The organism is Streptomyces sp. SM11 (assembly GCF_002910905.1).
Lineage (GTDB): Bacteria > Actinomycetota > Actinomycetes > Streptomycetales > Streptomycetaceae > Streptomyces.
The window spans coordinates 17499-41445 of the sequence record NZ_NEUE01000184.1; the positions used below are offsets into that span (position 1 = coordinate 17499).

The window sequence follows — 23947 nt, forward strand, 5'->3', positions numbered from 1 at the left end:
GACCCGGCGGGCAGCGCGGCAGGGGCCGTTCGGGGGCGGCCAGGGACCAACGGCCCCTGCCGCGGAGCCTCATGGCCGAGACAGAGTGGGGGCGTCCCGTAGACGACCCCAGCAGGAGGCTTGCATGCCCCGGACCGTGACCGCAGGTACCGACCATTCGCGCGAGAGTCTGGCAGCGGTGAAATGGGCCGCCAGTGAGGCATCACGGCGAGGGCTGCCGCTTCGGCTGCTCCACGTCCGGGAAGCCGCTCCGGCGGTCAGCGCCTCGCTCACCGGTTCCGAGAGGGCGGGGTGGCCCTACGGGGGCCCGCAGTTGGCTGCGCAGGCCCTCCGGGCACGGCATCCGGGACTCGATGTGGAAACCGATGACGTTCCCGGAAGGCCGGCCGAAGTTCTCTGTGCGGCGGCGAAGGACCAGGAGCTCCTTGTGCTCGGCTCACGAGGGCTGGGACGACTGGCGGGTTTCCTTCTCGGCTCCGTATCGCTGTCGGTCATCGCCCGCAGCACCACACCGGTTGTCCTCGTCCGTGCGGAGGACACGTCCTCCGCACGGGAGTGGCAGACGTCCGGCGACGTTGTCGTCGGTGTGGACACCTCCCAGCCGTGCGACGCCGTACTGGAGTTCGCCTTCGCCCACGCGGAGCGCCACGGGCTCGCGCTGCGGGCGCTGCACAGCTGGCGGCTGTCCCCCGTGTTCGCCGGCGACCCGACAGGCGCGATGCTCTCCGTCCAGACCGAACTGGACACGTTGACGAACGGGTCCCTCACGGAGGTTCTCGCGCCCTGGCGGGAGAAGTTCCCCGGCGTCCGCGTCACCGAGCAATGCCAGCTGGGTCACCCCGCGCACGACCTCGTGGAAGCATCCCACGATGCCGGTCTCCTCGTCGTGGGCCGCAAGGAGCGCTATTCAGCCCCCGGCATACACATCGGTTCCGTCGCACACGCGGTACTGCACCACTCCAAGACCGCGGTCGCCGTAGTACCTCTCGCCTGACAAGGCGCAATCCCGCACGGGAACTCCAGCGGCCGGCGCCAGGTCGCATGCCGCACGGGGCAGATACGTCGCCCCACCTCGCCGAAGCAGCGCTTCGGCCAACGAAAGGCAGGCTGCCCCATGCCGCACACGACAGCGCTCAGTCCCCCTTCCCCCGTGTCCCACTCCCGGCAGGGAGACCTGGGCCGGCGTCTCTCCACGCGTCGAGAGCAACTCGGACTGACTCACCAGGAAGTCGCAGCCCGATGCCGCTCGGCGGCCGGATACATCAGCTACCTGGAGGAACGACCGGCAACCTCACCCGGCATCGGGTTCCTGATCACCCTCGCCAACGCCCTGGAGACCACGGTGGCCGAACTGACGGGAGGCACCGCAGACCTCCCGCCCGGAACCGGAAGGGCCCCCTACCATCCGCAGTTCACCGAGCTCGGCGCCGGAGAATGCCGTCGGCTGCTGGGCACGCACGGCGTAGGGCGGGTAGGCATCTCCACACCCGAAGGGCCCATCATCCTCCCGGTCAACTACACCCTCCTGGAAGACGCGATCGCCTTCCGCACAGCCCCGAACGCCCCGCCCGCAGCCGCCGCGGGAAACCGGATCGCCTTCGAGGTGGACCGCATGGACGACGCCCTCAGCCAAGGGTGGCGCGTCCTCCTGGTCGGCGTGGCACGTGCGGTCACCGACATCGGCCAGGTCAGTCTGCTGGACAAGAAGGCGCTCTCCCTGCCGTGGGCAGGCGGCAACCGCAGCCTCTGGATCACGATGGTCCCCACCCAGATCACCGGCCGCCAGATCGCTGCCCGCAACACCCACTTCTCATCCACCACCACGGGACCCGAACTGCAGTAGTCGGCCCACCGGCCCGGGCCACGGTGGAGCGCGAGCGTACTGCCCGGGGGTCTTTGACCCCTGCTGGTCACCCGCCCGCACGCTGGCCCGCTCCTCTCAGAGTTGGCGGGACGGCTGTCCCGTCCCTAGCGACCCAGCGCGGGAACACGCCACACCAGGCGGGTTCCGCCTTCCTCCGGTGAGGACAACTCCAGTGTGCCGCCGCATTCCTCGGCACGGTCGGTCAGGTTCCGCAGGCCGCTGCGGCGGCTGCCGCCACCAATCCCGACCCCGTTGTCGCTGACGGTCAGCGCCACCTGACGTCCATCGGTCTGAAGAATGACATCCACCCGCGTCGCCCGTGCGTGGCGGGCGACGTTGGCCAGGCTCTCACCGAGAACGGCCAGGACATGGTCGGCAACGGGCCGGGAAACCTGCGTATCGAGCAGGCCCTCCTTGCGCAGACTCGGCGAGAAGCCAAGGGCCGCAGCCGCATCGGCGACGGCCCGCACCGTACGGGACCGCAGGCTCTCCCCGTATCCGCTTGCGTCCGACCGGAGACCGAAGATCGTGGATCGGATGATCTTGATGGTTTCGTCCAGGTCGTCGACCGCCCGCTCCACCCGCTCCGACGCTTCGGGATGATCGATGAGCTGCCCAGCACTCTGCAGCGTCATCCCCGTCGCGAACAGCCGCTGAATAGCCAAGTCGTGCAGGTCACGAGCGATACGGTCACGTTCCTCCAGGAGTACCGTCTGCTCGGCGTCCCTGCGACGTTCGGCCAGCTCCATCGCCACAGCTGCCGTACCGGCGAAGCCGAGAACGAGGCTGGTCTCCGCGGCTATGAAAGGCTCACGCCCCTCGGCACGGACAAGCAGCAGAACACCGCGCACGCCGTGCCGGTGCCGATGGGGACCGCCACGGCCGGCCCCAGTGCAGCGGGCCAGGCCGGGTCCGTCGCGAGCCGCACAGCGTCCGCATCCTCACTGGTGACGGCTGCCGCGCGGGCGAACGCAGCACCGATCAATCCGCCGGTCACCCCAGGAGGCGGACCTTGAAAGGTCTCGGACTCCAGCCCGCTGGCCACTTCCACGACGAAGGAGTCCCGCTCAGGCGTGGGCAACGCCACCACGACCAGGCCCGCGCCGGAGATCTCACGTGCCCGTTCGGCGATCAGAGCGAGCACAGCGCCGCGCGGGCTGCCGGAGAGCAGACTGTGCGTGACCTCGGCCGTCGCCTGGACCCACAACTCCCGCTGCTGCGAACTCTCGTACAGGCGGGCGTTGTCGATGGCCACCCCGGCTGCCACGGCGAGGGTGGTCAGGATCGACTCGTCCTCGGCATCGAACTGGGCGCCGCCCAGCTTCTCGGTCAGGTACGGGTTGCCGAACACCTGGCCGCGGATCCGGATCGGCACTCCCAGAAAGCTGTCCATCGGGGGGGGTGACCGGCGGGAAATCCGTAGGAAGATTCATGCTCCGAGAGTTTCGCCAGACGAAGGGGCTCGGGGTGCGCGATCAGTTCACCCAGAATGCCGTGACCCGACGGCAACGAGCTGATCGAGGCAACGTCCTCGTCGTCCAAACCGACAGTCAGGAACTGAACGAGTTTCTCGTGATCGGACCCGATGACGCCAAGCGCCCCATACCGCGCCCGGACCAGGGTCGTAGCCGCTTGCACCACGTGCCGCAGCACGTGTTCCAGGTCCAGATCACGGCCGACGGACGTCACCACTTCCATCAGGTCATGAACCCGGTCCCGGGTGCTGTGCGCCGCGTCCAGCCGGCGCTGGAGGAGTGCGAGTCGCTCCGCGCACTCCTCCAGGTCATCCTGCGTGCAGCTGTCCTGGGTGTGCGACACCAAAGAACACTCCTCGGGCTGCGGGAGAAAACTCTTCTCGGGGCTGCGGGCACCCCGAGAACGCTCAGGACCGCTCGGACACGTGACGAGAGACCCGACAGGTCAGTGGTACCGCTTGGTCTTCACGACGGCTAAGTGCCTCTGGGCCGGCTCTCGCCCTGGCGTGCCTCGCCGTCCGCCCTCCTGGGTACCTGGGCAGCGATAACGGCTGCCTGCACCCGTAGTTCCACTCCGAGCTTCGCCAGCAGGCGAGAGAGATGTGGTTCTTGATCGTCTTCTCGGCGAGATAGAGCCGCAGTCCGATCTCACGATTGGTCAGTCCCTCGCCGATCAGCGCGAGGATGTCACGTTCACGGTCGGCGAGACCGTACAGCGCATCCCCTTCGGACTCCTCGCGGCCGTCCCCGCGTAGCCGCGACATCAACCGGGCGGCAGCGCTGGGATCCAGCATCGAGCGGCCCGAGCCCACCGTGCGTACCGCAGCCACGAGGCACCGCCCTGGATCAGCTTGAAGACGTATTCGGACGCCCCGCCATGATGGCATCGAGCAGAGCTTCCTCGTCACCGAAGGACGTGAGCATCAGGCCGGCGAGGTCGGGCATGCGCGAGCGGAATTCGCGACAGACATCCACACCGTTGCCGTCCGGGAGCCGTACGTCGAGCACCGCCACGTCCGGGCGCAGGGCCGGAATCCGGGTCAGAGCCTGCCCCGCGGTCCCCGCTTCCCGACAACGCTGATGCCGGCTTCGTCACCGAGAAGATCACACACACCCCGCCGCACCACTTCGTGATCGTCAAGAAGGAAGACCCGGATCGGGTTCTCAGCACTGCGTGCACTGCCGTCCTGCCTGGACCGCTCCTCAACGCTCTCGGACGCGTATCTGCGGGAACAGGTGTTCCCGCAGGGAAAGGGCCGAAGGGCTGCTCAGCAGCTGAGCCGCGCTTCACGAGGCGGGACGGGCACCCTCCGCCGTGCCCGAGGGCTGTCCCAGGGGAGCGTGCCACACGAGCCGTGCCCCCTTTCCTTCCGGGCTCTGCAGCTCCATGTCGCCGCCGAGCGTCCGCGCGCGTTCCGCCATGTTGGCCAGGCCGCTGCGGCGGCCTCCGGCCGGGATGCCGACGCCGTTGTCCGTGACCGTCAGGCGGACCTGCTTGCCGTCGGTGTCCAGCACCACGTCGGCGCGGTCGGCGCGGGCGTGCCGGGCGATGTTGGTAAGGGCCTCGGTAAGGACGGCCATGACGTGGTCGGCGGTCCTACCGGGCACGTGTGTGTCGAGCAGGCCCTCCATACGGACGCTGGGGGCGAAGCCCAGGAGAGGAGCTGCCTCACCGATCGCGCGCACCGCGCGGGAGCGCAGGCCGGGCGCCGTGTCGTCGTCGCGGGAGCGCAGGCCGAAGATCGTCGATCTGATGATCTTGATGGTTTCGTCGAGGTCGTCCACCGCCCGCAGGATGCGCTCGGAAGCCACGTCGTCCTGGACGCGTCGCCCGGCGCTCTGCAGTGTCATGCCGGTGGCGAAGAGCCGTTGGATGGCCAGGTCGTGCAGGTCGCGTGCGATCCGGTCGCGGTCCTCCAGCAGCGTGATCTGCTCGGCGTCCTGACGGCGTTCCGCCAGCTCCATCGCGACGGCGGCCTGCGCGGCGAAGACCTGGAGAGACTCGGTCTCCTTGCCGTTGAACTCCCGGCCGCCTGACTGCCGGACCAGCAGGACCACTCCCTGGGCCTCGTCGCGCGAGCCGATCGGCACGGCGACGGCCGGCCCCAGCCCGTCGGAGCGCGGCGGGCCGACCGAGAGCGGGGAGTCACGCGAAACGTCCGCGGTGCTGACAGGAGCCCGGTGAACGAACGCCTGCCCGACGAGAGTGCCTTCCACCGGCAGGACGACCCCCCGCCATACGTCGGCCTCCTGGCCTATCGCGAGTTCCACGGCGAGTGTGTCCGTCCCGCTCACCGGCATGGCCACCACGCTCAGGGCCGAAGCGGTGATCTCCCTGGCCAGGTCCGCGATCAGCGACAGCACCCCGCCCTGGTCGGCACCGGACATCAACGTGTGGGTGATCTCCGCGTTCGCCTCCAGCCAGCGCTCCCGCAGCCGGGACTCCTCATACAGGCGGGCGTTGTCGATCGCCACGCCGGCCGCCACGGCCAGCGTGGCAAGCACCGACTCGTCGTCCTCGTCGAACTGCTGCCCGCCGCGCTTCTCCGTCAGGTACAGGTTGCCGAAGACGTGATCGCGCACCCGGATGGGGACACCGAGGAAGGTGTTCATCGGCGGGTGGTGGGCCGGAAAGCCGTAGGAGGAAGGGTGTTCGGAGAGTGTGGGCAGACGCAACGGCTCCGGGTGGCGGATGAGCTCGCCCAGAATGCCGTGGCCTTCCGGGTAGGATCCGATCTTCGCGATCTGTTCCTCGTGCACACCCACCGTGTGGAAAGCCGACAGCCGTTTGCCGTCCGGGCCGATCACCCCGAGCGCGGCGTACTCGGCGTCGACCAGGGCCGCCGCGGCCTCCACGATACTGCGCAGCGCCTGCTCCAGGTCCAGCTCGCGGCCGACCGACAGCACGGCCTCCAGCAGACTGTGCACCCGGTCCCTGGTCCCGCGCGCCGCGTCCAGCCGGGCCTGCAGCTCCTCCAGCAACTCGTCCAGTCGCAGCTGCGGCAGCCGCACCCGTGCCTCACGGGCTCCCTCGGCGTTCTCCACCCTCTACTCCTCCAACGCCACACCGCCTGGCAACCGTCCCGTGTACCACCACAGTAACGGCTCGAACAGGAGCAGGACGTGGGACCGTCTCAGCCGTGGGGGCCCGACCGCCGGGCCTTCGCCTTCAGCGCCCGTCGGGTCGCATACGGTCGCGGGCCTGGGTGGAGATGACCGCGGCCTGGACGCGGCGCTCCACGCCGAGCTTGGCGAGCAGGCGGGAGATGTGGTTCTTGACCGTCTTCTCCGCGAGGTACAGCCGCTGCCCGATCTGCCGGTTGGTCAGCCCTTCACCGATCAGGTCGAGGATCTCGCGCTCGCGGTCCGTCAGGCCCGGCAGCATCTCCGGCTTCTCGGCCGGCTGTCCGCCGCGCAGCCGTGCCATGAGCTTGGTCGTGGCGCTGGCGTCCAGCAGCGACTGGCCACGGGCCACCGTCCGCACGGCCGTGACCAGGTCCGATCCCTGGATCTGCTTCAGGACGTACCCGGCGGCTCCCGCCATGATCGAGTCCAGCAGCGCTTCCTCGTCGTCGAAGGAGGTCAGCATCAGACAGGCCAGGTCCGGCATCGTCGAGCGCAGTTCACGGCAGACGGTCACCCCGTCGCCGTCGGGCAGACGCACGTCGAGGACGGCCACGTCGGGCCGCAGGGCGGGGACCCGCACCAAGGCCTGCTCCACCGTCGCCGCTTCCCCGATGACCGTGATGCCCGGTTCGTCCTCCAACAGGTCGTGCACCCCTCGCCGTACCACCTCGTGGTCGTCCAGAAGGAACACCTTGATCGGCTCCCCCGTGCTGCCGTCCTGCTCGCCGTGCGCCATCGACCGCTCCTCGTAAGCCTCGTCCTGTGTGCCGACATCCTCATCTTCTCGGACAGCCCGGGACCAGGGCCGGTCGGCCCCACTTTCGTCCGCGTCAGTGGGCCACGAGCCCACGCTCGCGGAACTGACCCCGTACCCGGTCCACCAGCGCCGGGCCGGGAATCGGTGTGTCACGCAGAGGGAAGGGGACGCCCAGTGCGTCGTACTTGGCGGCGCCGAGCTTGTGGAACGGCAGGACGTCGACCCGCTCCACGCAGCCCAGACCGGAGAGGAACGCGGCAAGCCCGTCGACGGCGGATGCGTCGTCGGTCCAGCCGGGCACCAGGACGTACCTGATCCACACACGTTTACCCAGCCGCTCGAGGCGGTTCACGAAGCTGAGAGTGGGGGCGAATGCGCCGCCGGTCAGCTTCTTGTAGGTGGTGGTGTCGAACGACTTGATGTCGAGAAGCACCAGGTCGGTGTCGGCGAGGAGTTCGTCCGAGGCCCGGCCACCCAGGAGTCCGGACGTGTCGAGGGCCGTGTTCAGGCCGGCCTCCTTGCAGCGGCGCAGGAGCGTCCCGGTAAAGGCCGGCTGGAGCAGGGGTTCACCGCCGGTGAGGGTGACCCCGCCCCCGGCCGTGGTGATGAAGCTCCTGTACGTGCCGATCTCCGCCATCACCTCGTCGACGGTGGCCTCCCGCCCGTCGCGCATGTGCCAGGTGTCGGGATTGGCGCAGTAGCGGCAGCGCAGCGGGCAGCCGCTCACGAAGAGCACGAACCGGGTCCCGGGACCGTCCACGCCGGTGGACAGGTCCCAGGAGTGGATTCGGCCTGTCATCACGGTGCTCACCGTGCTCCGTGGAAGGTGCGGCTGATCACGTCGAGCTGCTGCTCGCGGGTCAAGCGGACGAAGTTCACCGCGTAGCCGGAGACCCTGATGGTCAGCTCGGGGTACTTTTCCGGGTGCGCCATGGCGTCCTCCAGCACGACCCGGTTCAGCACGTTGACGTTCATGTGGAAGCCGCCCGCGGATACGTAGGCGTCGAGGATGCCGACCAGGTGACCGGCGCGTTCCCCTGGGACGTGCCCCAGTCCTTCCGGGGTGATCGTGGTGGTCAGGGAGATGCCGTCCCGTGCGGCGTCGTAGGGCAGTTTGGCCACCGAGAGGGCGGAGGCGGCCACGCCGTGCTTGTCGCGGCCGTTCATCGGATTGGCGCCGGGAGCGAAGGGTTGTCCGGCGCGCCGGCCGTCAGGGGTGTTACCGGTGTGCTTGCCGTACACGACGTTGGAGGTGATGGTCAGCACCGACTGGGTGTGCTCCGCGTCGCGGTAGGCGGGGTGCTCACGCACCTTCGCCATGAACGACTCCACCAGGTCGACGGCGATGCTGTCAGCACGGTCGTCGTTGTTGCCGTACACGGGGAACTCCCCCTCGGTCCGGAAGTCCACGGCCAGCCCCGTCCGGTCGCGGAAGACCTTGACACGGGCGTGCTTGACGGCGGACAGGCTGTCCACGGCGACGGACAGGCCGGCGATGCCGCAGGCCATGAAGCGGTGGACGGGGTAGTCGTGCAGCGCCATCTCGATGCGCTCGTAGGCGTACTTGTCGTGCATGTAGTGGATGACGTTGAGCGCGTCGACGTACGTCTGCGCGAGCCAGTCCAGAATGCGGTCGTACGCGGCCGACAGCTCGTCGTAGTCGAGGTACTCACCGGTCAGGGGCGGCATCGCGGGGGCGATCTGATCGCCGGTCATCTCGTCCTGGCCGCCGTTGACGGCGTACAGCAGTGCCTTGGCTAGGTTGACGCGGGCTCCGAAGAACTGCATCTGCCTGCCCACCGCCATGGCGGAGACGCAGCAGGCGATCGCGGTGTCGTCGCCGGTACGTGTCCGCATCAGGTCGTCCGACTCGTACTGGACGGCGCTGGTGTCGATGGACACCTGGGCGCAGAACTTCTTGAAGCAGTCCGGAAGTCGCGACGACCACAGCACGGTCAGGTTCGGTTCCGGGGCGGGGCCGAGGTTGTACAGGGTCTGCAGGAAGCGGAAGGAGGTGCGGGTGACCAGCGGGCGGCCGTCGGCACCGATGCCGCCGATGGACTCCGTCACCCAGGTCGGGTCGCCGGAGAACAGCGCGTCGTACTCGGGGGTGCGCAGGAAGCGGACGATGCGGAGCTTGATGACGAAGTCGTCGATCAGTTCCTGGGCACGCGTCTCGTCGAGGATTCCCCCGTCGATATCGCGCTGGAGGTAGACGTCCAGGAAGGTGGAGGTCCGGCCGAGCGACATCGCCGCGCCGTTCTGCTCCTTCACGGCGGCCAGGTAACCGAGGTAGAGCCACTGCACGGCCTCGTGCGCGGTAGCCGCAGGACGGCTGACGTCACAACCGTACGTCGCCGCCATCGCCGTCAGCTCGCCCAGCGCCCGGACCTGTTCGGCCAGTTCCTCCCGGTCGCGGATGACGTCCGCGGTGGACGGCCTGCCGTCGAGGCCGGCGCGTTCGGCACGCTTGGCCTCGATGAGCCGGTCGGTACCGCAGAGGGCGACGCGCCGGTAGTCGCCGATGATCCGGCCGCGACCGTAGGCGTCCGGCAGTCCGGTGATGATGCCGACCCTGCGGGCGGCGCGCATAGCCGGGGTGTAGGCGTCGAACACGCCGGCGTTGTGGGTCTTGCGGTACGTGTCGAACACCCGCGTAACGAACGGGTCGGGCTCGTAGCCGTACGCCTTCAACCCGTTCTCCACCATGCGCAAGCCGCCGTTGGGCATGATCGCCCGCTTCAGCGGCGCGTCGGTCTGGAGGCCGACGATCAGCTCACGGTCACGGTCGATCCAGCCGGGGGCGTGCGAGGTGATGGTGGAGGGGGTGGCGGTGTCCACGTCGAGGATGCCCTTGCGCCGCTCCTCGGGGAACAGCGCGCTGACCTTCTCCCATACCGCCCGCGTGCGGTCCGTGGCACCCGTCAGGAAGGAAGCGTCGCCTTCGTAGGGCGTGTAGTTGGCCTGGATGAAGTCACGAACGTCGTTGCGCTCACGCCACCCGCTCCCCGTGAACTGTCGCCAGGCGTCGGCGGTCCGGGGGGCGGCTGTCACCGTCGCGGTCATCGCAGGTCCTCTCGTCGGACGGTCTTGTCACTGCCGATGCTCGTCGTGCGGGCAGGCTGCGAGCAGTGCCGGACAGGGCACCGGGCGGGTCCCGTGCGGCCCCTATCGGCGGGACCTTCGGCCTCCCACGGACAGATACCGGCGCGGTGGGGCGAGCCGGCCGGCGGCAGTCTTCGCTCCGGAGCCGAATGGGCTTCCAGCGTCTGTGCCCCGCATCGCCCGCCACCGGCGTGTTCGGCCGGGGGCCGTGGACGTCGCGCGTCGGCGGCCGCCGCTGTTCCGATGGCCCGGCGCCACGGGCTCTCGTGAGGTGGACACCGTAGTGGGCCCGCAGGGTGCGGAGCGACCATGGCGGTGATGTGCTGTGTCCACCGGTCCGCTCACTGGGTACCCGGTAAGTGGAGACCGCGTTCCGGTCCGAGAGAGGAGGCGTGGCATTGCGACATGTCGATGAGGAAACAGTGGTCACCTTGGTGGCCGCGGCCACAGCGGCACCCTCCATGCACAACGCCCAGCCGTGGTGCTTCCGCTTCCTGACCGGCGAGAGCCTCCTGCTGCTGTACGCCGATGACGAGCGGGCCATGCCGCGCTCCGATCCCGGTAACCGGGCGCTGCACATCGGCTGTGGGGCTGCGCTGTTCAATCTGCGTGTCGCCGCCGCGCACGCGGGCCTCGCCCCGGATGTCCGGCTGCTGCCCGAGCCGCGGGACCCGCTGTTGCTCGCCGCCGTCCATCTGGCCGAGCAGCCCGGGCGCGAGCGGGACGATGCCCCGGCGCGGCTGCACGCGGGGATCCGGCAGCGGCACACCAGCCGTCACCCCTTCGCGGAGACGGATATTCCCGAAGATGTACGGACCATGCTGCAGGACGCCGCCACGCGCGAGTCCTCCGCCCTGCACTTCCCCGGCCCCTGGCATGCCGAGACGGTGCTCGACCTGGTTCGCGACGCGGAGAGCCGGGACGCCATGGACCCCGGCGCCCGCGAGGACCTCATCCGCTGGACGCGGCTCGGGCCGGAAGCGGACACGGCCGTCGACGGCGTCCCCGAGTACGCCTTCGGGCCACGCAGACGGGACGGCAGAGCCCCCGTACGGGACTTCGCCGGACGTCGACCGGTGGCCGACCGTGGCAGCACCGCCTTCGAGTTCACCCCGCACCTGGCTTTGCTGAGCACCTCCGGTGACGGCCCTGAAGACTGGCTGCACGCCGGGCAGGCACTGGAACGGGTGCTGCTGGAGGCCACCCTTGCCGAGCTGGTGACCTCTTTGACCTCCCACGCGCTGGAGACCGCGGAGTTGCGGCTGCTGGTACGCGACCCGGGATCGGGCGTGGGGCAGGTGCAGATGGTGCTGCGTATCGGCTACGGCCCGAGAGGCCCGGCCACCCCTCGCCGCCCGGTGAAGGACGTTCTGGACATCATGTGACCGGGCCACGCTGACATGTGAGGTCTTCCGCGCATCAGGCGCCGGCGGACGCCACGGCTAGCCGGGCGAGGACGCACGTCCCGTTCCGGACGAGGGGCGGTAGGGCCTCCGCGCTCGTGCGACCCGGCCGGTGGATCCGTTGCCCGACTCCAGGACGCCCCCGAGCCGGTCGGCCCCACTGGGAAGGCCGATCGGCCCATCTGGCCCGGCACCAGGACCGCCAGGATGGTGAGCACAGTTCCCCTGCACGCCACCTTGTCGAGGAGACCCATGCTTTCGCCCGATTCGGCCGCCGTCGTCCGCGCAACCCTGCCCGCCGTCGGCGGAGCTCTGGACGAGATCACGGCTCGGTTCTACGGCACCATGTTCGCCGAGCAGACCGAACTGCTGGACGGGCTGTTCAACCGCGGCAACCAGGCCAGCGGTGGTCAGCGCCGAGCTCTCGCCGGTTCCATCGCCGCCTTCGCGCAGGCGCTGCTCGCCGATCCCGAGGCCAGGCCGGACGCGCTGCTTTCCCGGATCGCCCACAAGCATGCCGCGCTCGGGGTGACCGAGGACCAGTACACGATCGTCCACAAGTACCTCTTCCGAGCCATCGCGGAGGTGCTCGGCGAAGCGGTCACGCCGCAGGTGGCCGCCGCCTGGGACGAGGTGTACTGGCTCATGGCCGGCGCCCTGATCGCCCAGGAGGCCCGTCTCTACCAGGAGGCGCAGGTCGACCCCCGTCACCCCTGGCGGCAGTGGACGGTGGTGGAACGGCGCGAGGAGACCCCCGACGTGGTCTCCTTCCTGCTGCGCCCGGCCGACGAGGACCCAGCGCCGCCCGCCCGCGCCGGCCAGTACGTCAGCGTCAGGATGCGGATGCCCGACGGCATACACCAGGTGCGCCAGTACAGCCTGTCCGGCGCCCCCGGCGACCAGCTGCGCCGGGTCACCGTGAAACGGGTGGCGAGCCTGTCCGACGCGCCCGAGGGCGAGATGTCCACCCAGTTGCACCGCACCGTCGGGGCCGGTGACGAACTCACCCTGTCCTCTCCGTTCGGCGATGTGGTCCTCGACGAGGCGGACAGCCCTCTGCTGCTGATCTCGGCCGGCATCGGCTGCACCCCGATGGTCGGCATGCTCGAACACCTCGCGGCGACCGGAGCCACCCGCCCGGTCACGGTGCTGCACGCCGATCGTTCTCCGGCCGACCATGCCTTGCTCTCGGACATTCACCGCCTGGTCAGCAGCCTGCCCGCTGCCCGGGCAGAGTTCTGGTACGAGCAGAACGCCGCTGCCGAGCCCGGCGCCCACTCCGGTCTGATGGACCTCAAAGGGCTGAACCTGTCCGCCGACACCGGCGTCTACCTTTGCGGCTCACTGCCCTTCATGCGGACCGTCAGGGCACAACTGATCCAGTCGGGCGTCCCGGCGCACCATATCCGCTACGAGGTCTTCGGCCCCGACCTGTGGCTGGCCCACACGGAAGCCTGAGCGCAGGCGGCACGGGGGACGTGGGGCCGGCGACCTGATCAGCGACGGAGGCTGTGCAGGCTGCTGCCCTGACGGTGGTGCGGAGCGAGCCCTTCGTCGCCGACCGCAGGTGGCTGCTTGACGAGCCGCCTGCGGAGGCCCACGCGGCCCGGAAGATCGTCAAGTCGGCGCGCGGGCGGTGTATACGAGGCTTCTCACAAGCGCGCCTGCAGTCCGCACTCGACCTTGCTCCGGGTTGTGCTCGTGAGTCCCGCCCTACTCATGGATCAGGAGGACCACGGTTTGGGGCCGTGTGGCAGGTGGGAGGGGCCGCCCAACCCTCCCGTGCACGGGGATGGTGCCGCAGGGTGGGTGACAAGCGAGAGCTTGCGAAGGAGAGTCGCCATGAGGATCCGGGAAATCGATGCCACAGCCGTCCAGACCCTGCTGGCCGCGGCGGTGGCCGCGCCGTCGATCCACAACACGCAGCCCTGGCGGTTCGGCCTGGACGCGGACACCAGGACGGTCGAAGTCCGTGCCGCTGCCGGACGGGGGCTACCGATGACCGATCCCGACCTCCGTGCCCGCCACCTCTCTGTGGGCGCGGCCGTCTTCAATCTCCGGGTGGCCGCGGCGCACCTGGGCTGGGAGCCGGTCGTCCGGCTGCTGCCCGCCGCGGACGATCCCGACCTGCTCGCCGTCGTGCACCTGGCCGGGGGCGGCGAGGACGGGCCCCCGTTCTTGCGGCCGTTGTACGAGGCCATCGAACGGCGCCACAGCAGCCGGATGCCCTTCACCGGCCGCCCTGTGCCTGAGGCGATCGTGACAGAGATGATCGCTGCCGGGCGCATGCAGGGCGCACGTCTTGAGGTCCCCGACATCGTGGGGACCAGGCGTCTGCTGCGGTTGACCCAGGCGGGCGAGGTCCGCAACGCCTCCCACCCCGGCCGCACGGCGGAGGCGCACCGCTGGCTCACCGCCCCAGGACTCGACTCCGGGTACGGCATCCCCGTCGCCGCGGTGGGAGCCCTGGACGCGTCCGGCCAGATACCGATGCGGGACTTCGCTGGTCAGCTACCCGTGCCGCATCTTCCTGGCCTGCGCTTCGAACGCCACGCGCAGGTAGCACTGTTGTGGACGGCGCGGGACCGGCACAAGGACTGGCTGAGGGCGGGCCAAGCGCTGCAGCACGTGCTGCTCACGGCGACCTCGTACGGGCTACGCACCTCCATGCTGTACCAGGCGATGGAATGGATGGATCTGCGGGCGGCGGTGAGCCGTTCGCAGCAGCGGTGCCCACAGTCGCTGATCCGATTCGGGTACGGCCCCGAGGGCAGCCGAACCCCGCGCGCGGTCGCGTACGCCGCATCGCCCTCCACGCCCGGGTCGGCAGTTTCCGGTGAGGGGACCGCTACGCCCGGATGACCGTGTCCGGTCGGCACTGCCGACCGGAGAGGCATTCGGAAATGCCCGCGGCTTCCGCCTCATCCGGCGGTGCGCGTGCCTGTGGTCTCGCGTCCCGTGACCAACTCGGACTCGATGCGCACGAAGACCCCGTCACGTACGGGCATCCAGGAATGCGGGCCGGACTGCGAGAGCCGTTCGTGCTCGGCGGGTTCGGCCACCACGCCGGCCCGACCGGTGACGACCACGCTCCACCCCGATCGGGTCGCCGCGGTGAACTCGTCCGCCTCGAAAGCGACCACGGCACCATCAATGGCCTGCACGAGGTCGGAGACCGCCGAGGTGTACAGCAGAACGGAGTCGTCCTCGTCCAGGAAGAAGTTGACCGGGAGGACCGCAGGCAGCGCCTGCCGCGTGTACACGACCCGGCCGAGCGGCACTTTGGCCAGCAGACGAAGGCATTCCAGCCGGTCGAGGATGCGAATGGCGTCGTTCTCGAGCATCCCACCATCCTCCGCGTCGCGGTGTGGCGCCGGGTAGGGCCGGTCGACCCTACCTGCATATCCCGGCAGCAGACGGCCGCAACCGCCGCTCCGACCAACTTGTGTGAGCAGTCCGGGGCGCGGTTTCGACGAGGAGGCCGGCCGGATCCGATGGAGGACCGTCAGCCTCGCGGCAGGAACCCTTGGCCCATGCCGTCCCGGCGCCCCGAGGACGACAGTGACTGAGCAGTCGCCGATCCGCAGGCAGAAGGCATGCGGATCATCTACTACTCCATGTCACGGAACCACGCAAAAGGGAAGAGGCGGACAGCATGGTCCAGGCTTCGATGGCGTACAGCGACAGTGCGGCTTCGGATGCGCCGATGCCCGGGCGGGCCTGGCTGACGCTGGCCCTGGCCGCCGTCGGCTTCGCCGTCAACTTCTGGGCCTGGGCGCTGCTCAGCCCGCTCGGCCCACGGTTCAAGGACGGTCTCGACCTGTCATCATTCGAGCAGTCGCTGCTGGTGGCGGTGCCGGTCGTCGTCGGTTCTCTGGGCCGGATCCCGGTCGGCGCACTGGCCGACCGGTTCGGCGGACGGGTCGTGTTCCCGATCGTGTCGGCGGCCACCATCGTGCCGGTGCTCTACCTCGGCCTGGCCGGGCACTCCTCCCTCAGCGCCCTGCTCGTCGGCGGGTTCTTCCTCGGTATCGGCGGCAGCGCCTTCGCTGTCGGCGTTCCGCTCGTCAACGCCTGGTTCCCGCCCGAGCAGCGCGGTCTTGCCATCGGAGTTTTCGGCGCGGGTATGGGCGGCACCGCCATCAGCGCCCTGACCACGGTGAAGCTGGTCGACGCCGGCAGCATGTCCACACCGTTCCTGATCACCGCGATGGTTCTCGCGGTGTACGCCGCGGCCGCCGCTCTCCTGCTCCGTAACGCGCCCGGCCGGACCGTGCCGACCGAGCCGCCGGCACGCCGCCTGGCTGCCACTGTCCGGCTGCCCATCACCTGGCAGGCGTCCGCCCTCTATGCGGTTGCGTTCGGCGGCTACGTGGCCTTCTTCCGTCTACCTGCCGACCTAGCTCAAGACCGGCTACGGCCTAACCCAGGCCGACGCGTCGAACCGCACGGCTGGGTTCGTTCTCCTCGCGGTGGCGATGCGCCCGCTCGGTGGCTGGCTGTCCGACCGGATCGGCCCGGTCCGAGTGCTGGCCGGCTCGCTGGCCACGGTCGTAGCCGGTGCCGTCGCGCAGGCGTTCACCCCCGCCCTGGCCCCCGTGGGCACCATCGCCTTCCTGACCATGGCCGCCTCACTCGGTGCCGGCAGCGGGGCGACCTTCGCCCTGGTGGCCCTGCGCACCTCGGCCGACCGGGTCGGCTCGGTGACCGGAGTGGTGGGCGCCGCGGGCGGACTGAGCGGGTTCCTGCCACCGCTGGTGATGGGGTCGCTGTCCGGGGTGTTCGAGTCGTACGCGATGGGCCTTGTCCTGCTCGCGATCGTGTCCGCCGGGGCTCTGGCCTTCACCTTTACCACCGTCCGCGCCTCGTCCGCAGGCGGTGAGGGGAAGTCCCGCGCCAGCCGGCAGCCCGAGCCCCACACGGTCGGCAGAACCGCATAAGGACCGGCGGCCCAGACCGACGGAACCGAACGACAGCGAGGGGAGAAGACCGGTGAGCGAGTACTGCGGCTGCCAGTCGTCGGCTTTTGCTGGATGGGCTGACCCGTGGAAAACGAAGAGGTCGTCCGCCTGATCAGCTGCCTTCGCCCCGGTGCTGTTCGGCTGGCAGGGCCTGGTAGCGCACAAGAACGCGGGCGAGGCCCCGGACGAGGTGATCGCCGCACAACTCGAGAAGCTGACGGAGGCGGCAGGCACGGACGGCACGGACTGAGCTCCTTCTTCAGCCGGAGGACCTCGTAACACAATCGTGCTGCAGTGTGCTGGTTGGCCTGCCCGGATTCGGCCCTTCGCTTGCGTCCTTTGCCTTCCTTCCGCTTCCGGTCGTAGTAGGCCTTCGAGAAGGGGCAGCAGAACACGCCGATCTGCGCGGAGATACGCAAGCGCGGTGGAGGGCCGCGGTGGTGGCGGCGGGGGCCTGCGCAGGCCCCCGCTGAGTTTCCCGAGTCCCAGGGGAACGGGGCCGAGCCGGCGAACCCGGCCAAGCGGTCGAGGTCGGCGAAAGCGGTGAGGTCACTGCAGGTCCGCGGCAACGAGCTCCGTTCCGGGAATCAGCCCCATGCCGGGCATTCTGAGGATGACCTCGGCGTCCTGCTGCTTACGGAAGCGGACTCCGATCCTGGCCCTGCGTTCGGCTGCTTCGCCGTTGTGGGCGCCATGCAGGTCCGAGCTCTCGGCGAGGCCGTCGCCGAGAGACTCCTTGCCGGTGGCACCCCCGGGCGGAGACCCGACTCGGTGCACTTCTCCCCCACGGCCGGACTGAACTACGTCTCCTGCTCGTCGTTCCGCGCACCGGAGGCACGCCCGGAGGTCGGCCGGGCCGCCCAGGAGGGGACCGAGGCTGGCGGACAACAGGTGAGACACAGGGCTCCTCGGCCCTGTGGCCAGGGCCAGGTCGCCCCTGGCAGGTGGCTGGGGAGCGCGGCAGTCTAGAGAAGTCACAGGGAGTGGAGCACAGGACCGCCCGGCACTTCGGTGCCCGTGAAACCTCCGCCACCAAGCGGGCATTCCACGTGCTCACCGCTGCGGCGCCCATCGGACGACCGCGAGTCCCCGTGTCGAGGCGGCTTGCAGAAACGGGCGCCACGCGGCGCCTGCCAGGTGTGGCGAGGCGCCGGATTCGGCCATCGGCTCCGGCTCTCTTCGCCCCTGCTCGTGAAGGAGGATGCATCGTGACCCCTCGCACTGTCGGTGAGGTAATGACACGGGACGTCGTGCAGGCCGGCCCAACGACACCGTTCAAGGAGGTCGTGCGGTTGCTCGATCACCACCGGATCAGCGGACTGCCGGTGGTCGACGCCGACGACAAGGTCGTCGGTGTCCTGTCCGGAAGCGACCTGGTACGCACCCAGGCGTACCGGGAAGGCTCCGCTCCGCCCCTGGCCGTGAACGCGCAGGACCTAATGTCCAGCCCGGCCATCACCGTGCACCCGGAGCAGTCCGTGCCGGACGCCGCCCGGCTCATGGAACGCCGCGGCGTCGAGCGGCTGCCCGTGGTGGACGAGGCCGACCGCCTGATCGGCATCGCCACCCGCCGCGACCTTCTGAGGGTCTTCCTGCGTGCGGACGAAGACATCCGCCGAGAGGTGACCGAGGAGGTCATCGGCGGCGCCAAAGGGCTGCCGTCCGACGCGGCCCTCGTCTCTGTTCGCGACGGTGTCATCACTCTCGCGGGCCAGGTCGAACTGCGTTCACGGATACCGGAGATCGTTTACGCCGCCTGGCGCCTCGAAGGCGTGATCGGCGTGGTGAACGGCCTGGGCTTCCGCGTCGACGACTGTGCGGAACCGGCCGGCCCCGCTCGCAGCGGGAGCGGATGAGTCCGCGGCGAACGGCCTCGAGCGGCGGCTCGGGCGAGCTGGGCCGACGGTCCCCACCGAGGCGGGCCGGACGGCGTCGACGAAGGCCTTCCAGGTCCTCCCGCACCAGTCGGCGCCCAAAGGACAGTGAGGGCAGAGAGCGGCGCGGGTCACCGCCGCACCGCTCCTGGCCGGCACCGCCGTACACCACGGCGGCCCCTGACAACGGAGGCACCTCACCATGACCCGACAGGACGTGCGGACCGAGGACCGCGTCAAGACCGACGCGCCGTCCGACGCCGAGGTCGCCGTGGACCGTCTGGTCGCGGCCGGTCTCAAGGCACTCGCCGACTACGAGAGCCTCACCCAGGAACAGGTCAACCACATCGTCAAGAAGGCGTCGGTCGCAGCCTTGGACCAACACACCGCGCTGGCCCGTCTGGCGGTCGAAGAGACGGGACGCGGGCTCTTCGAGGACAAGGCCGCCAAGAACATGTTCGCCTGCGAGCACGTCACGCACAGCATGGGTCATATGAAGACCGTCGGGGTCATCGGCCGGGACGACATCGAGGACATGGTCGAAATCGCGGAACCGGTGGGTGTGGTGGCTGCGGTCACCCCCGTCACCAACCCGACCTCGACCACGATTTTCAAGGCGCTGATGGCGCTGAAGACCCGCAATCCGGTGATCTTCGCGTTCCACCCCTCCGCCCAGCGGTGCAGCGCCGAAGCGGCCCGCGTCGTACGGGACGCGGCCATCGCCGCCGGTGCACCGGAGCACTGCGTGCAGTGGATCGCGGCCCCCTCCGTCGAGGCGACCAACACGCTGATGCGGCACCCCGGGGTCTCCCTGATCCTCGCCACCGGCGGCAACGCCATGGTCAAGGCCGCCTACTCGGCCGGCAAGCCCGCGCTCGGCGTCGGCACCGGCAACGTCCCCGCATACGTCCACCGCAGCGCCAAGCTGCGCAGGGCCGTCAACGACCTGGTGCTGTCCAAGTCGTTCGACAACGGCATGATCTGCGCCTCCGAACAGGCCGTCATCCTGGACACGGCGATCTACGACACGGCACTCGCCGAGTTCCGCACCCTGCACGCCCATCTGGCCACCCCGCAGGAGAAGGCGAAACTGGAGACCTTCCTGTTCCCCGCCACCGGCGGTTCCGGTGCCGGCTGCGAGCCCAAGGTCAACGCCGCCGCAGTCGGACAGAGTCCCGCGTGGATCGCCGCGCGGGCCGGGTTTTCGGTGCCAGAAAACACTTCGGTCATCCTGGTCGAGGCCGACCGAGTCGGTCCCGACGAGCCGTTGACCCGCGAGAAGCTCTGCCCGGTTCTCGCGGTGCTGCGGGCCGAGGACGAACGTCACGGCTTCGGCCTGGCCGCCGACATGGTCGCCTTCCACGGTCAGGGTCACAGCGCCGTCATCCACACGGAAGACGCGGCCGTGGCGGAGGCGTACGGCATGCGGATGAAGACCGCACGGATCATCGTCAACTCCCCCTCTTCCCAGGGTGCGATCGGCGGCATCTACAACGGCTTGCTGCCTTCACTCACCTTGGGCTGCGGCTCCTGGGGCAGCACCTCGGTCTCCAACAACGTCTCCGCCGCCCAGCTGCTGAACGTCAAGCGCGTCTCCGCCCGCCGCAACAACCTCCAGTGGTTCAAGGTCCCACCGAAGATCTACTTCCAACCGCAGGCCATCCGCTACCTGACCTCCATGCTCGACGTCCACCGCGTCACCATCGTCACCGACGCCACCATGACCCGCCTCGGGTTCGTCGACCGGATCAGCCGCGTACTGCAGCAGCGCCGGGAACCGGTCACCCTCCAGATCATCGACAACGTCCAGCCCGAACCCAGCATCGGCTCCGTCCAGCACGGCGCCGGCCTCATGCGGGACTTCCGCCCCGACACGATCATCGCGCTCGGCGGCGGCTCCCCCATGGACGCCGCCAAGGTCATGTGGCTGCTGTACGAGCAGCCCGGCATCGACTTCGCCGACATGCGGCAGAAGTTCTCCGACATCCGAAAGCGTGCCTTCCGCTTCCCCACCCTGGGCAAGCTCGCCAGACTGGTCTGCGTGCCCACCACCTCCGGCACCGGAGCCGAGGTCACTCCCTTCGCCGTCATCTCCGACCCCGCCACCGGCAAGAAGTACCCCCTGGCCGACTACGCGCTCACGCCCAGCGTGGCCATCATCGACCCCCTCCTCACCACCGTCCTGCCCCCGGCCCTCGCTGCCGACAGCGGCTTCGACGCCCTCACGCACGCCGTCGAGGCGTACGTGTCGGTCTACGCCAACGACTTCACCGACGGCCTCGCGCTGCACGCCATCCGCCTGGTCTTCGGCCACCTGGAGGCAGCGGTCACCGACCGCGATGGCGCACCGGAAGCCCGGGAGAAGATGCACAACGCCGGCACCATCGCCGGCATGGCCTTCGGCAACGCGTTCCTCGGCATCGTCCACGCCATGTCCCACACTCTCGGTGCGACCTTCCACATCGCGCACGGGCGCACCAACGCCGTGCTGCTCCCCCACGTCATCCGCTACAACGGCACCATCCCGACGAAGCTGACCGGCTGGCCCAAGTACGAGGACTACCGCGCTCCCGGACGGTTCCAGGACATAGCCCGCGCCCTGGGCCTGCCCGCCACGACACCGGCCGAGGGCGTGGAGTCCCTCGCCGCGGCCGTCGAGCGCCTGCGTGACGCCGTCGGCATCGAGCCGACGTTCAAGGCGCTGGGAGTCGACGAACGAGCATTCCTGGACACGCTGCCGCAGCAGGCCCTCAACGCCTACGAGGACCAGTGCGCACCGGCCAACCCCCGTATGCCGATGCTGGACGACATGCGGGAGCTGATGCGCACGGCCTACTACGGCTGAACACGGGGCGGTCATCTCCGCGCGGAAGTGGGACTCCCCGGCGCTCACAGATCCGGATGATCCGGTGGGTGCGGGCGGCGGCCAGGTGGTGGGTGCGGCCCGGCAGGGCGGGCGAGAGCCACAGCAGCTGGCGGCCGGGATCGGTGACGACCTGCGCGGTCACGCCGTGGCGCCGGTTCTGGACGGGTCGTGGCAGCTCGCGAAGCCTCTCATCCCTCCGCAGCGCGGCCGTCGACCTGCTCGCCCAACGTGCTCCGGGTCTGCCTGGCCGCGCAGAAGTGGGCGTCCGGCTCGTCTGCGGTGCGGGATGATCAACCTGGTGCCCCGATAGGCGCCGTATGCGATGCCCGTTGTCCCGGCCTCCAGGGCGGGCCGGTCCGATTCTCGCAGGCGTGTGCGTCAGCCCTGTCCCCGGTGCGTGGTCGACGAGTCGGCCAGCAGCGACGGGGCCGTGAAGCAAGCTCTGACCTGGGAAACAATGGGCAGACGGAAGGCATGCCGCAACGCCGACCACCTCCCAGGAGCTCCTCCAGGGAGCACCGGGCAGGCCCCGCCGGTCCCGAAGACCGCCACGGGGCCCAGTAGACCCCGCCGCCAGAAGCACCGACTCGGCCCCGGAGGGGCCCGGCCGCATGCAGGGCTACCGTTCAGCTCCTGTACGAGCAGCGCGTGGGCGATGCGCCTGGCCACGCTGCCCCAACCGGACCGGCCAAGATCCGCAGCCTCAGCAACCGCGCGATGGTGCCCTTCAGATGCTGACGGCTCCTACGGAAGCTTCACTGCGTCACCACCCGCATCACCGAACTCGTCTGAGCCGTCGTCGCTCTTGGACCCGCCAGCTGATCAAGATGGAAAAGGCTCAGTAGGCCCCCGAGCACCCAGCACCAGGACGGGATACGGATCGGGGCCCAGCATGGCGGCCGTCAGTTGAAGCACGACCAGACCGTCGACAGGTTTCCGCAGGTCAGCGCACTCGTCCACGTGGCTTCAGCGGGCTCGTGGGCAGTTCCGGGGCGGGTAGGCGGGCACCGTCGTAGCCCCGCACCTCACCGAACCGCGAGCCCTTCTCCCAGTCGTTTCGCGCCTGTACGATCTCCTCACCGGATCGGGCGATGAAGTTCCAGAACATCACCAGCTCCTCCTCGAACGGCTCGCCGCCCAGGAGCATCAGCCCGGCGTCGGAGACGGCGCGCAGGGGCAGTTCGGTGCGGCCGCAGCCGAGGTAGAGCATCGAGCCGGGCAGCACGGGGACGCCGTCGACCTGGGCCTCGCCCGACATGGACAGGACCGCGTACTCGAAGTCGGGGTCCAGGGGCAGACGGGCCTCGGCACCACCGGTCAGGGTCACGTCGGCGCCGACGATCGGGGTGTACGCGGTGCCGGGCGAGGCCACCCCGTCCAGTTCGCCCATGATGACGGTGGCGGCGAGGCCGGGGGCGGTGACGACGGGCAGGTCCGCGTGGTGCTGGAAGTGCGGCTCGACCTTGCGGTGCGCTTCCGGGAGCGCCACCCAGAGCTGCGCTCCGTGCAGTAGCCGGGCATGTTCCTTCGGGCTCTCCTCGGAGTGGCTGATGGCACGGCCTGCGGTCATCAGGCCCAGCTCGCGGGGGCGTACCGTCTGCAGGCTGCCGAGGCTGTCCCGGTGGAGGACCTCCCCGTCGTGGAGCCAGCTGACGGTCTGGAGTCCCATGTGGGGATGCGGCGGGACCTGCATGCCGGGCTCGTCGGCGATGTCGTCGGGTCCGTAGTGGTCCACGAAGGCCCAGGCGCCCACCATGCGCCGGCCGAGGTTGGGCAGCAGACGGCGGACCTCGGTGCCCTCGCCGAGCTGAACGCGGCGGGGGGCGAGAAGCTCACGGGCGGGCTCGGCGACGACGAAGCCGCGCCCTCCGCAGACGGAGGGAGTGGCCTGGCGATCGAGGTTGCTCATGGCGCCCAACCTATTCCCGTAGGGGCGTGGAGCATCGGGTCCCACGCCAGAACTTTAGTGGAATGTTCAACCAGTGCGCGGTGTTGTCATGGCTGAACGTACGGCGGGGCGGTCCGGAGGCGGTCCGCACCACACGAAGGAGGACACGTGAGCGAGACCGAGACATACTACGAGTTCGGCACCGCCGCCGACCGGTGGGACCGGGCGCAGATGTTCTTCGAAGCCAGGGAGTACCTGACGGCCGCACGGATCCTGGGCGGACTCGTCGAGGAAGTGCCGGAGCAGGTCGCGCCCCGGCTGCTGCTGGCCCGCTCCTACTACCACTCCGCCCGGCTGGGGAAGGCCGAGGAGGAGCTGCGGACCGTTCTGGAGCTCGACCCGGTGGAGAGCTACGCGCGCCTCATGCTGGGCCGGACCCTGGAGCGCCAGGGGCGGTCCGCGGACGCGGCGCCACACCTGCGGATGGCCGCCGCCCTCACCGGCGACTTCGGTCCCGGAGCCACCCACTCCTGAACCGCCGCCCCTCATCACCTGCCGGGCCCGCACCCATCGGTGCGGGCCCGGTCTCCTTTACCCGCCGTTACGGGCATCGGACAATGGGATCTCC

At 69.6% G+C, this 23947-nt stretch carries 15 protein-coding genes and 5 pseudogenes; 9 read left to right on the top strand and 11 right to left on the bottom strand.

The features are described from left to right. The first annotated feature begins 124 nt into the window (after nt 1–124). Complete coding sequence (locus B9S58_RS16805; protein ID WP_103532913.1) at nt 125–994, top strand: universal stress protein; 870 nt, start codon at nt 125–127, stop codon at nt 992–994. Nucleotides 995–1150: 156 nt separating this feature from the next. Beyond that, a complete protein-coding gene (locus tag B9S58_RS16810; RefSeq protein WP_258044647.1) occupies nt 1151–1843 on the top strand; it encodes a pyridoxamine 5'-phosphate oxidase family protein in 693 nt (230 codons plus the stop codon). A gap of 125 nt (nt 1844–1968) precedes the next feature. On the opposite strand, the pseudogene B9S58_RS16815 reads toward B9S58_RS16810, so the two are convergent. The 6 genes and pseudogenes from B9S58_RS16815 to pflB all read right to left on the bottom strand — a co-directional run bounded on the left by B9S58_RS16815 (nt 1969) and on the right by pflB (nt 10288). Next, nucleotides 1969–3682: pseudogene (locus B9S58_RS16815) on the bottom strand (GAF domain-containing protein). A gap of 131 nt (nt 3683–3813) precedes the next feature. Next, nucleotides 3814–4496 (bottom strand): annotated as a pseudogene (locus B9S58_RS16820) (response regulator). 130 nt (nt 4497–4626) lie between these two features. Then, nucleotides 4627–6384, bottom strand: coding sequence for a GAF domain-containing protein (locus B9S58_RS16825; protein ID WP_103532915.1), 1758 nt, complete (start codon nt 6382–6384; stop codon nt 4627–4629). 124 nt (nt 6385–6508) lie between these two features. Next, on the bottom strand, nt 6509–7201 hold the full coding sequence (locus tag B9S58_RS16830) for a response regulator transcription factor (protein WP_103532916.1): 693 nt from the start codon (nt 7199–7201) through the stop codon (nt 6509–6511). Between the two features lie 94 nt (nt 7202–7295). After that, on the bottom strand, nt 7296–8021 hold the full coding sequence (gene pflA / locus B9S58_RS16835; RefSeq protein WP_103532934.1) for a pyruvate formate-lyase-activating protein: 726 nt from the start codon (nt 8019–8021) through the stop codon (nt 7296–7298). An 8-nt stretch (nt 8022–8029) separates the two neighbouring features. Then, nucleotides 8030–10288 (bottom strand): formate C-acetyltransferase, encoded by a 2259-nt coding sequence (gene pflB / locus B9S58_RS16840; RefSeq protein ID WP_103532917.1) that lies wholly within the window; start codon nt 10286–10288, stop codon nt 8030–8032. Nucleotides 10289–10719: 431 nt separating this feature from the next. Here pflB and B9S58_RS16845 point away from each other — a divergent pair, with 431 nt between their 5' ends. The 3 genes from B9S58_RS16845 (at nt 10720) to B9S58_RS16855 (ending at nt 14592) form a co-directional block, all read left to right on the top strand. Continuing rightward, nucleotides 10720–11712, top strand: a complete 993-nt coding sequence (locus B9S58_RS16845; protein WP_103532918.1) for an Acg family FMN-binding oxidoreductase — start codon at nt 10720–10722, stop codon at nt 11710–11712. Nucleotides 11713–11982: 270 nt separating this feature from the next. Beyond that, nucleotides 11983–13188 (top strand): globin domain-containing protein, encoded by a 1206-nt coding sequence (locus tag B9S58_RS16850; protein WP_103532919.1) that lies wholly within the window; start codon nt 11983–11985, stop codon nt 13186–13188. A gap of 384 nt (nt 13189–13572) precedes the next feature. Next, a complete protein-coding gene (locus B9S58_RS16855) occupies nt 13573–14592 on the top strand; it encodes an Acg family FMN-binding oxidoreductase (protein WP_103532920.1) in 1020 nt (339 codons plus the stop codon). A 59-nt stretch (nt 14593–14651) separates the two neighbouring features. Here B9S58_RS16855 and B9S58_RS16860 read toward each other — a convergent pair whose 3' ends face one another. After that, nucleotides 14652–15074 (bottom strand): pyridoxamine 5'-phosphate oxidase family protein, encoded by a 423-nt coding sequence (locus B9S58_RS16860; RefSeq protein WP_103532921.1) that lies wholly within the window; start codon nt 15072–15074, stop codon nt 14652–14654. Nucleotides 15075–15400: 326 nt separating this feature from the next. Here B9S58_RS16860 and B9S58_RS16865 point away from each other — a divergent pair. Next, a pseudogene (locus B9S58_RS16865) lies at nt 15401–16670 on the top strand (nitrate/nitrite transporter). A 570-nt stretch (nt 16671–17240) separates the two neighbouring features. On the opposite strand, the gene B9S58_RS38020 reads toward B9S58_RS16865, so the two are convergent. Beyond that, entirely contained in the window at nt 17241–17468 is a 228-nt protein-coding gene (locus tag B9S58_RS38020; protein WP_181009341.1) for a hypothetical protein, read from the bottom strand. A gap of 431 nt (nt 17469–17899) precedes the next feature. Between B9S58_RS38020 and B9S58_RS16875 the strand changes: the two genes are divergently transcribed. Next, the gene (locus B9S58_RS16875; RefSeq protein WP_258044649.1) at nt 17900–18547 is read left to right on the top strand and encodes a CBS domain-containing protein; all 648 of its coding nucleotides are present in this window, start codon (nt 17900–17902) and stop codon (nt 18545–18547) included. 220 nt (nt 18548–18767) lie between these two features. Then, a complete protein-coding gene (gene adhE / locus B9S58_RS16880) occupies nt 18768–21410 on the top strand; it encodes a bifunctional acetaldehyde-CoA/alcohol dehydrogenase (protein WP_103532924.1) in 2643 nt (880 codons plus the stop codon). Nucleotides 21411–21435: 25 nt separating this feature from the next. Here adhE and B9S58_RS16885 read toward each other — a convergent pair. The 3 genes and pseudogenes from B9S58_RS16885 to B9S58_RS16895 all read right to left on the bottom strand — a co-directional run. Beyond that, nucleotides 21436–21591: pseudogene (locus B9S58_RS16885) on the bottom strand (IS5/IS1182 family transposase); the annotation flags it as partial. Nucleotides 21592–21668: 77 nt separating this feature from the next. After that, nucleotides 21669–21835 (bottom strand): annotated as a pseudogene (locus B9S58_RS40225) (IS5/IS1182 family transposase); the annotation flags it as partial. Between the two features lie 539 nt (nt 21836–22374). Beyond that, a complete protein-coding gene (locus B9S58_RS16895) occupies nt 22375–23340 on the bottom strand; it encodes a pirin family protein (protein ID WP_103532925.1) in 966 nt (321 codons plus the stop codon). A gap of 147 nt (nt 23341–23487) precedes the next feature. Between B9S58_RS16895 and B9S58_RS16900 the strand changes: the two genes are divergently transcribed. Continuing rightward, complete coding sequence (locus B9S58_RS16900) at nt 23488–23853, top strand: M48 family metallopeptidase (RefSeq protein WP_103532926.1); 366 nt, start codon at nt 23488–23490, stop codon at nt 23851–23853. Nucleotides 23854–23947: the final 94 nt, after the last annotated feature.

Excerpts from the sequence above, each read along its gene's own strand:
- B9S58_RS16805 (WP_103532913.1), top strand. The coding sequence starts at position 125 with ATGCCCCGGACCGTGACCGCAGGTACCGACCATTCGCGCGAGAGTCTG.
- B9S58_RS16830 (WP_103532916.1), bottom strand. The coding sequence starts at position 7,201 with ATGGCGCACGGCGAGCAGGACGGCAGCACGGGGGAGCCGATCAAGGTG.
- pflA (WP_103532934.1), bottom strand. The coding sequence starts at position 8,021 with ATGACAGGCCGAATCCACTCCTGGGACCTGTCCACCGGCGTGGACGGT.
- pflB (WP_103532917.1), bottom strand. The coding sequence starts at position 10,288 with ATGACCGCGACGGTGACAGCCGCCCCCCGGACCGCCGACGCCTGGCGA.
- B9S58_RS16850 (WP_103532919.1), top strand. The coding sequence starts at position 11,983 with ATGCTTTCGCCCGATTCGGCCGCCGTCGTCCGCGCAACCCTGCCCGCC.
- B9S58_RS16855 (WP_103532920.1), top strand. The coding sequence starts at position 13,573 with ATGAGGATCCGGGAAATCGATGCCACAGCCGTCCAGACCCTGCTGGCC.
- B9S58_RS16860 (WP_103532921.1), bottom strand. The coding sequence starts at position 15,074 with ATGCTCGAGAACGACGCCATTCGCATCCTCGACCGGCTGGAATGCCTT.
- adhE (WP_103532924.1), top strand. The coding sequence starts at position 18,768 with ATGACCCGACAGGACGTGCGGACCGAGGACCGCGTCAAGACCGACGCG.
- B9S58_RS16895 (WP_103532925.1), bottom strand. The coding sequence starts at position 23,340 with ATGAGCAACCTCGATCGCCAGGCCACTCCCTCCGTCTGCGGAGGGCGC.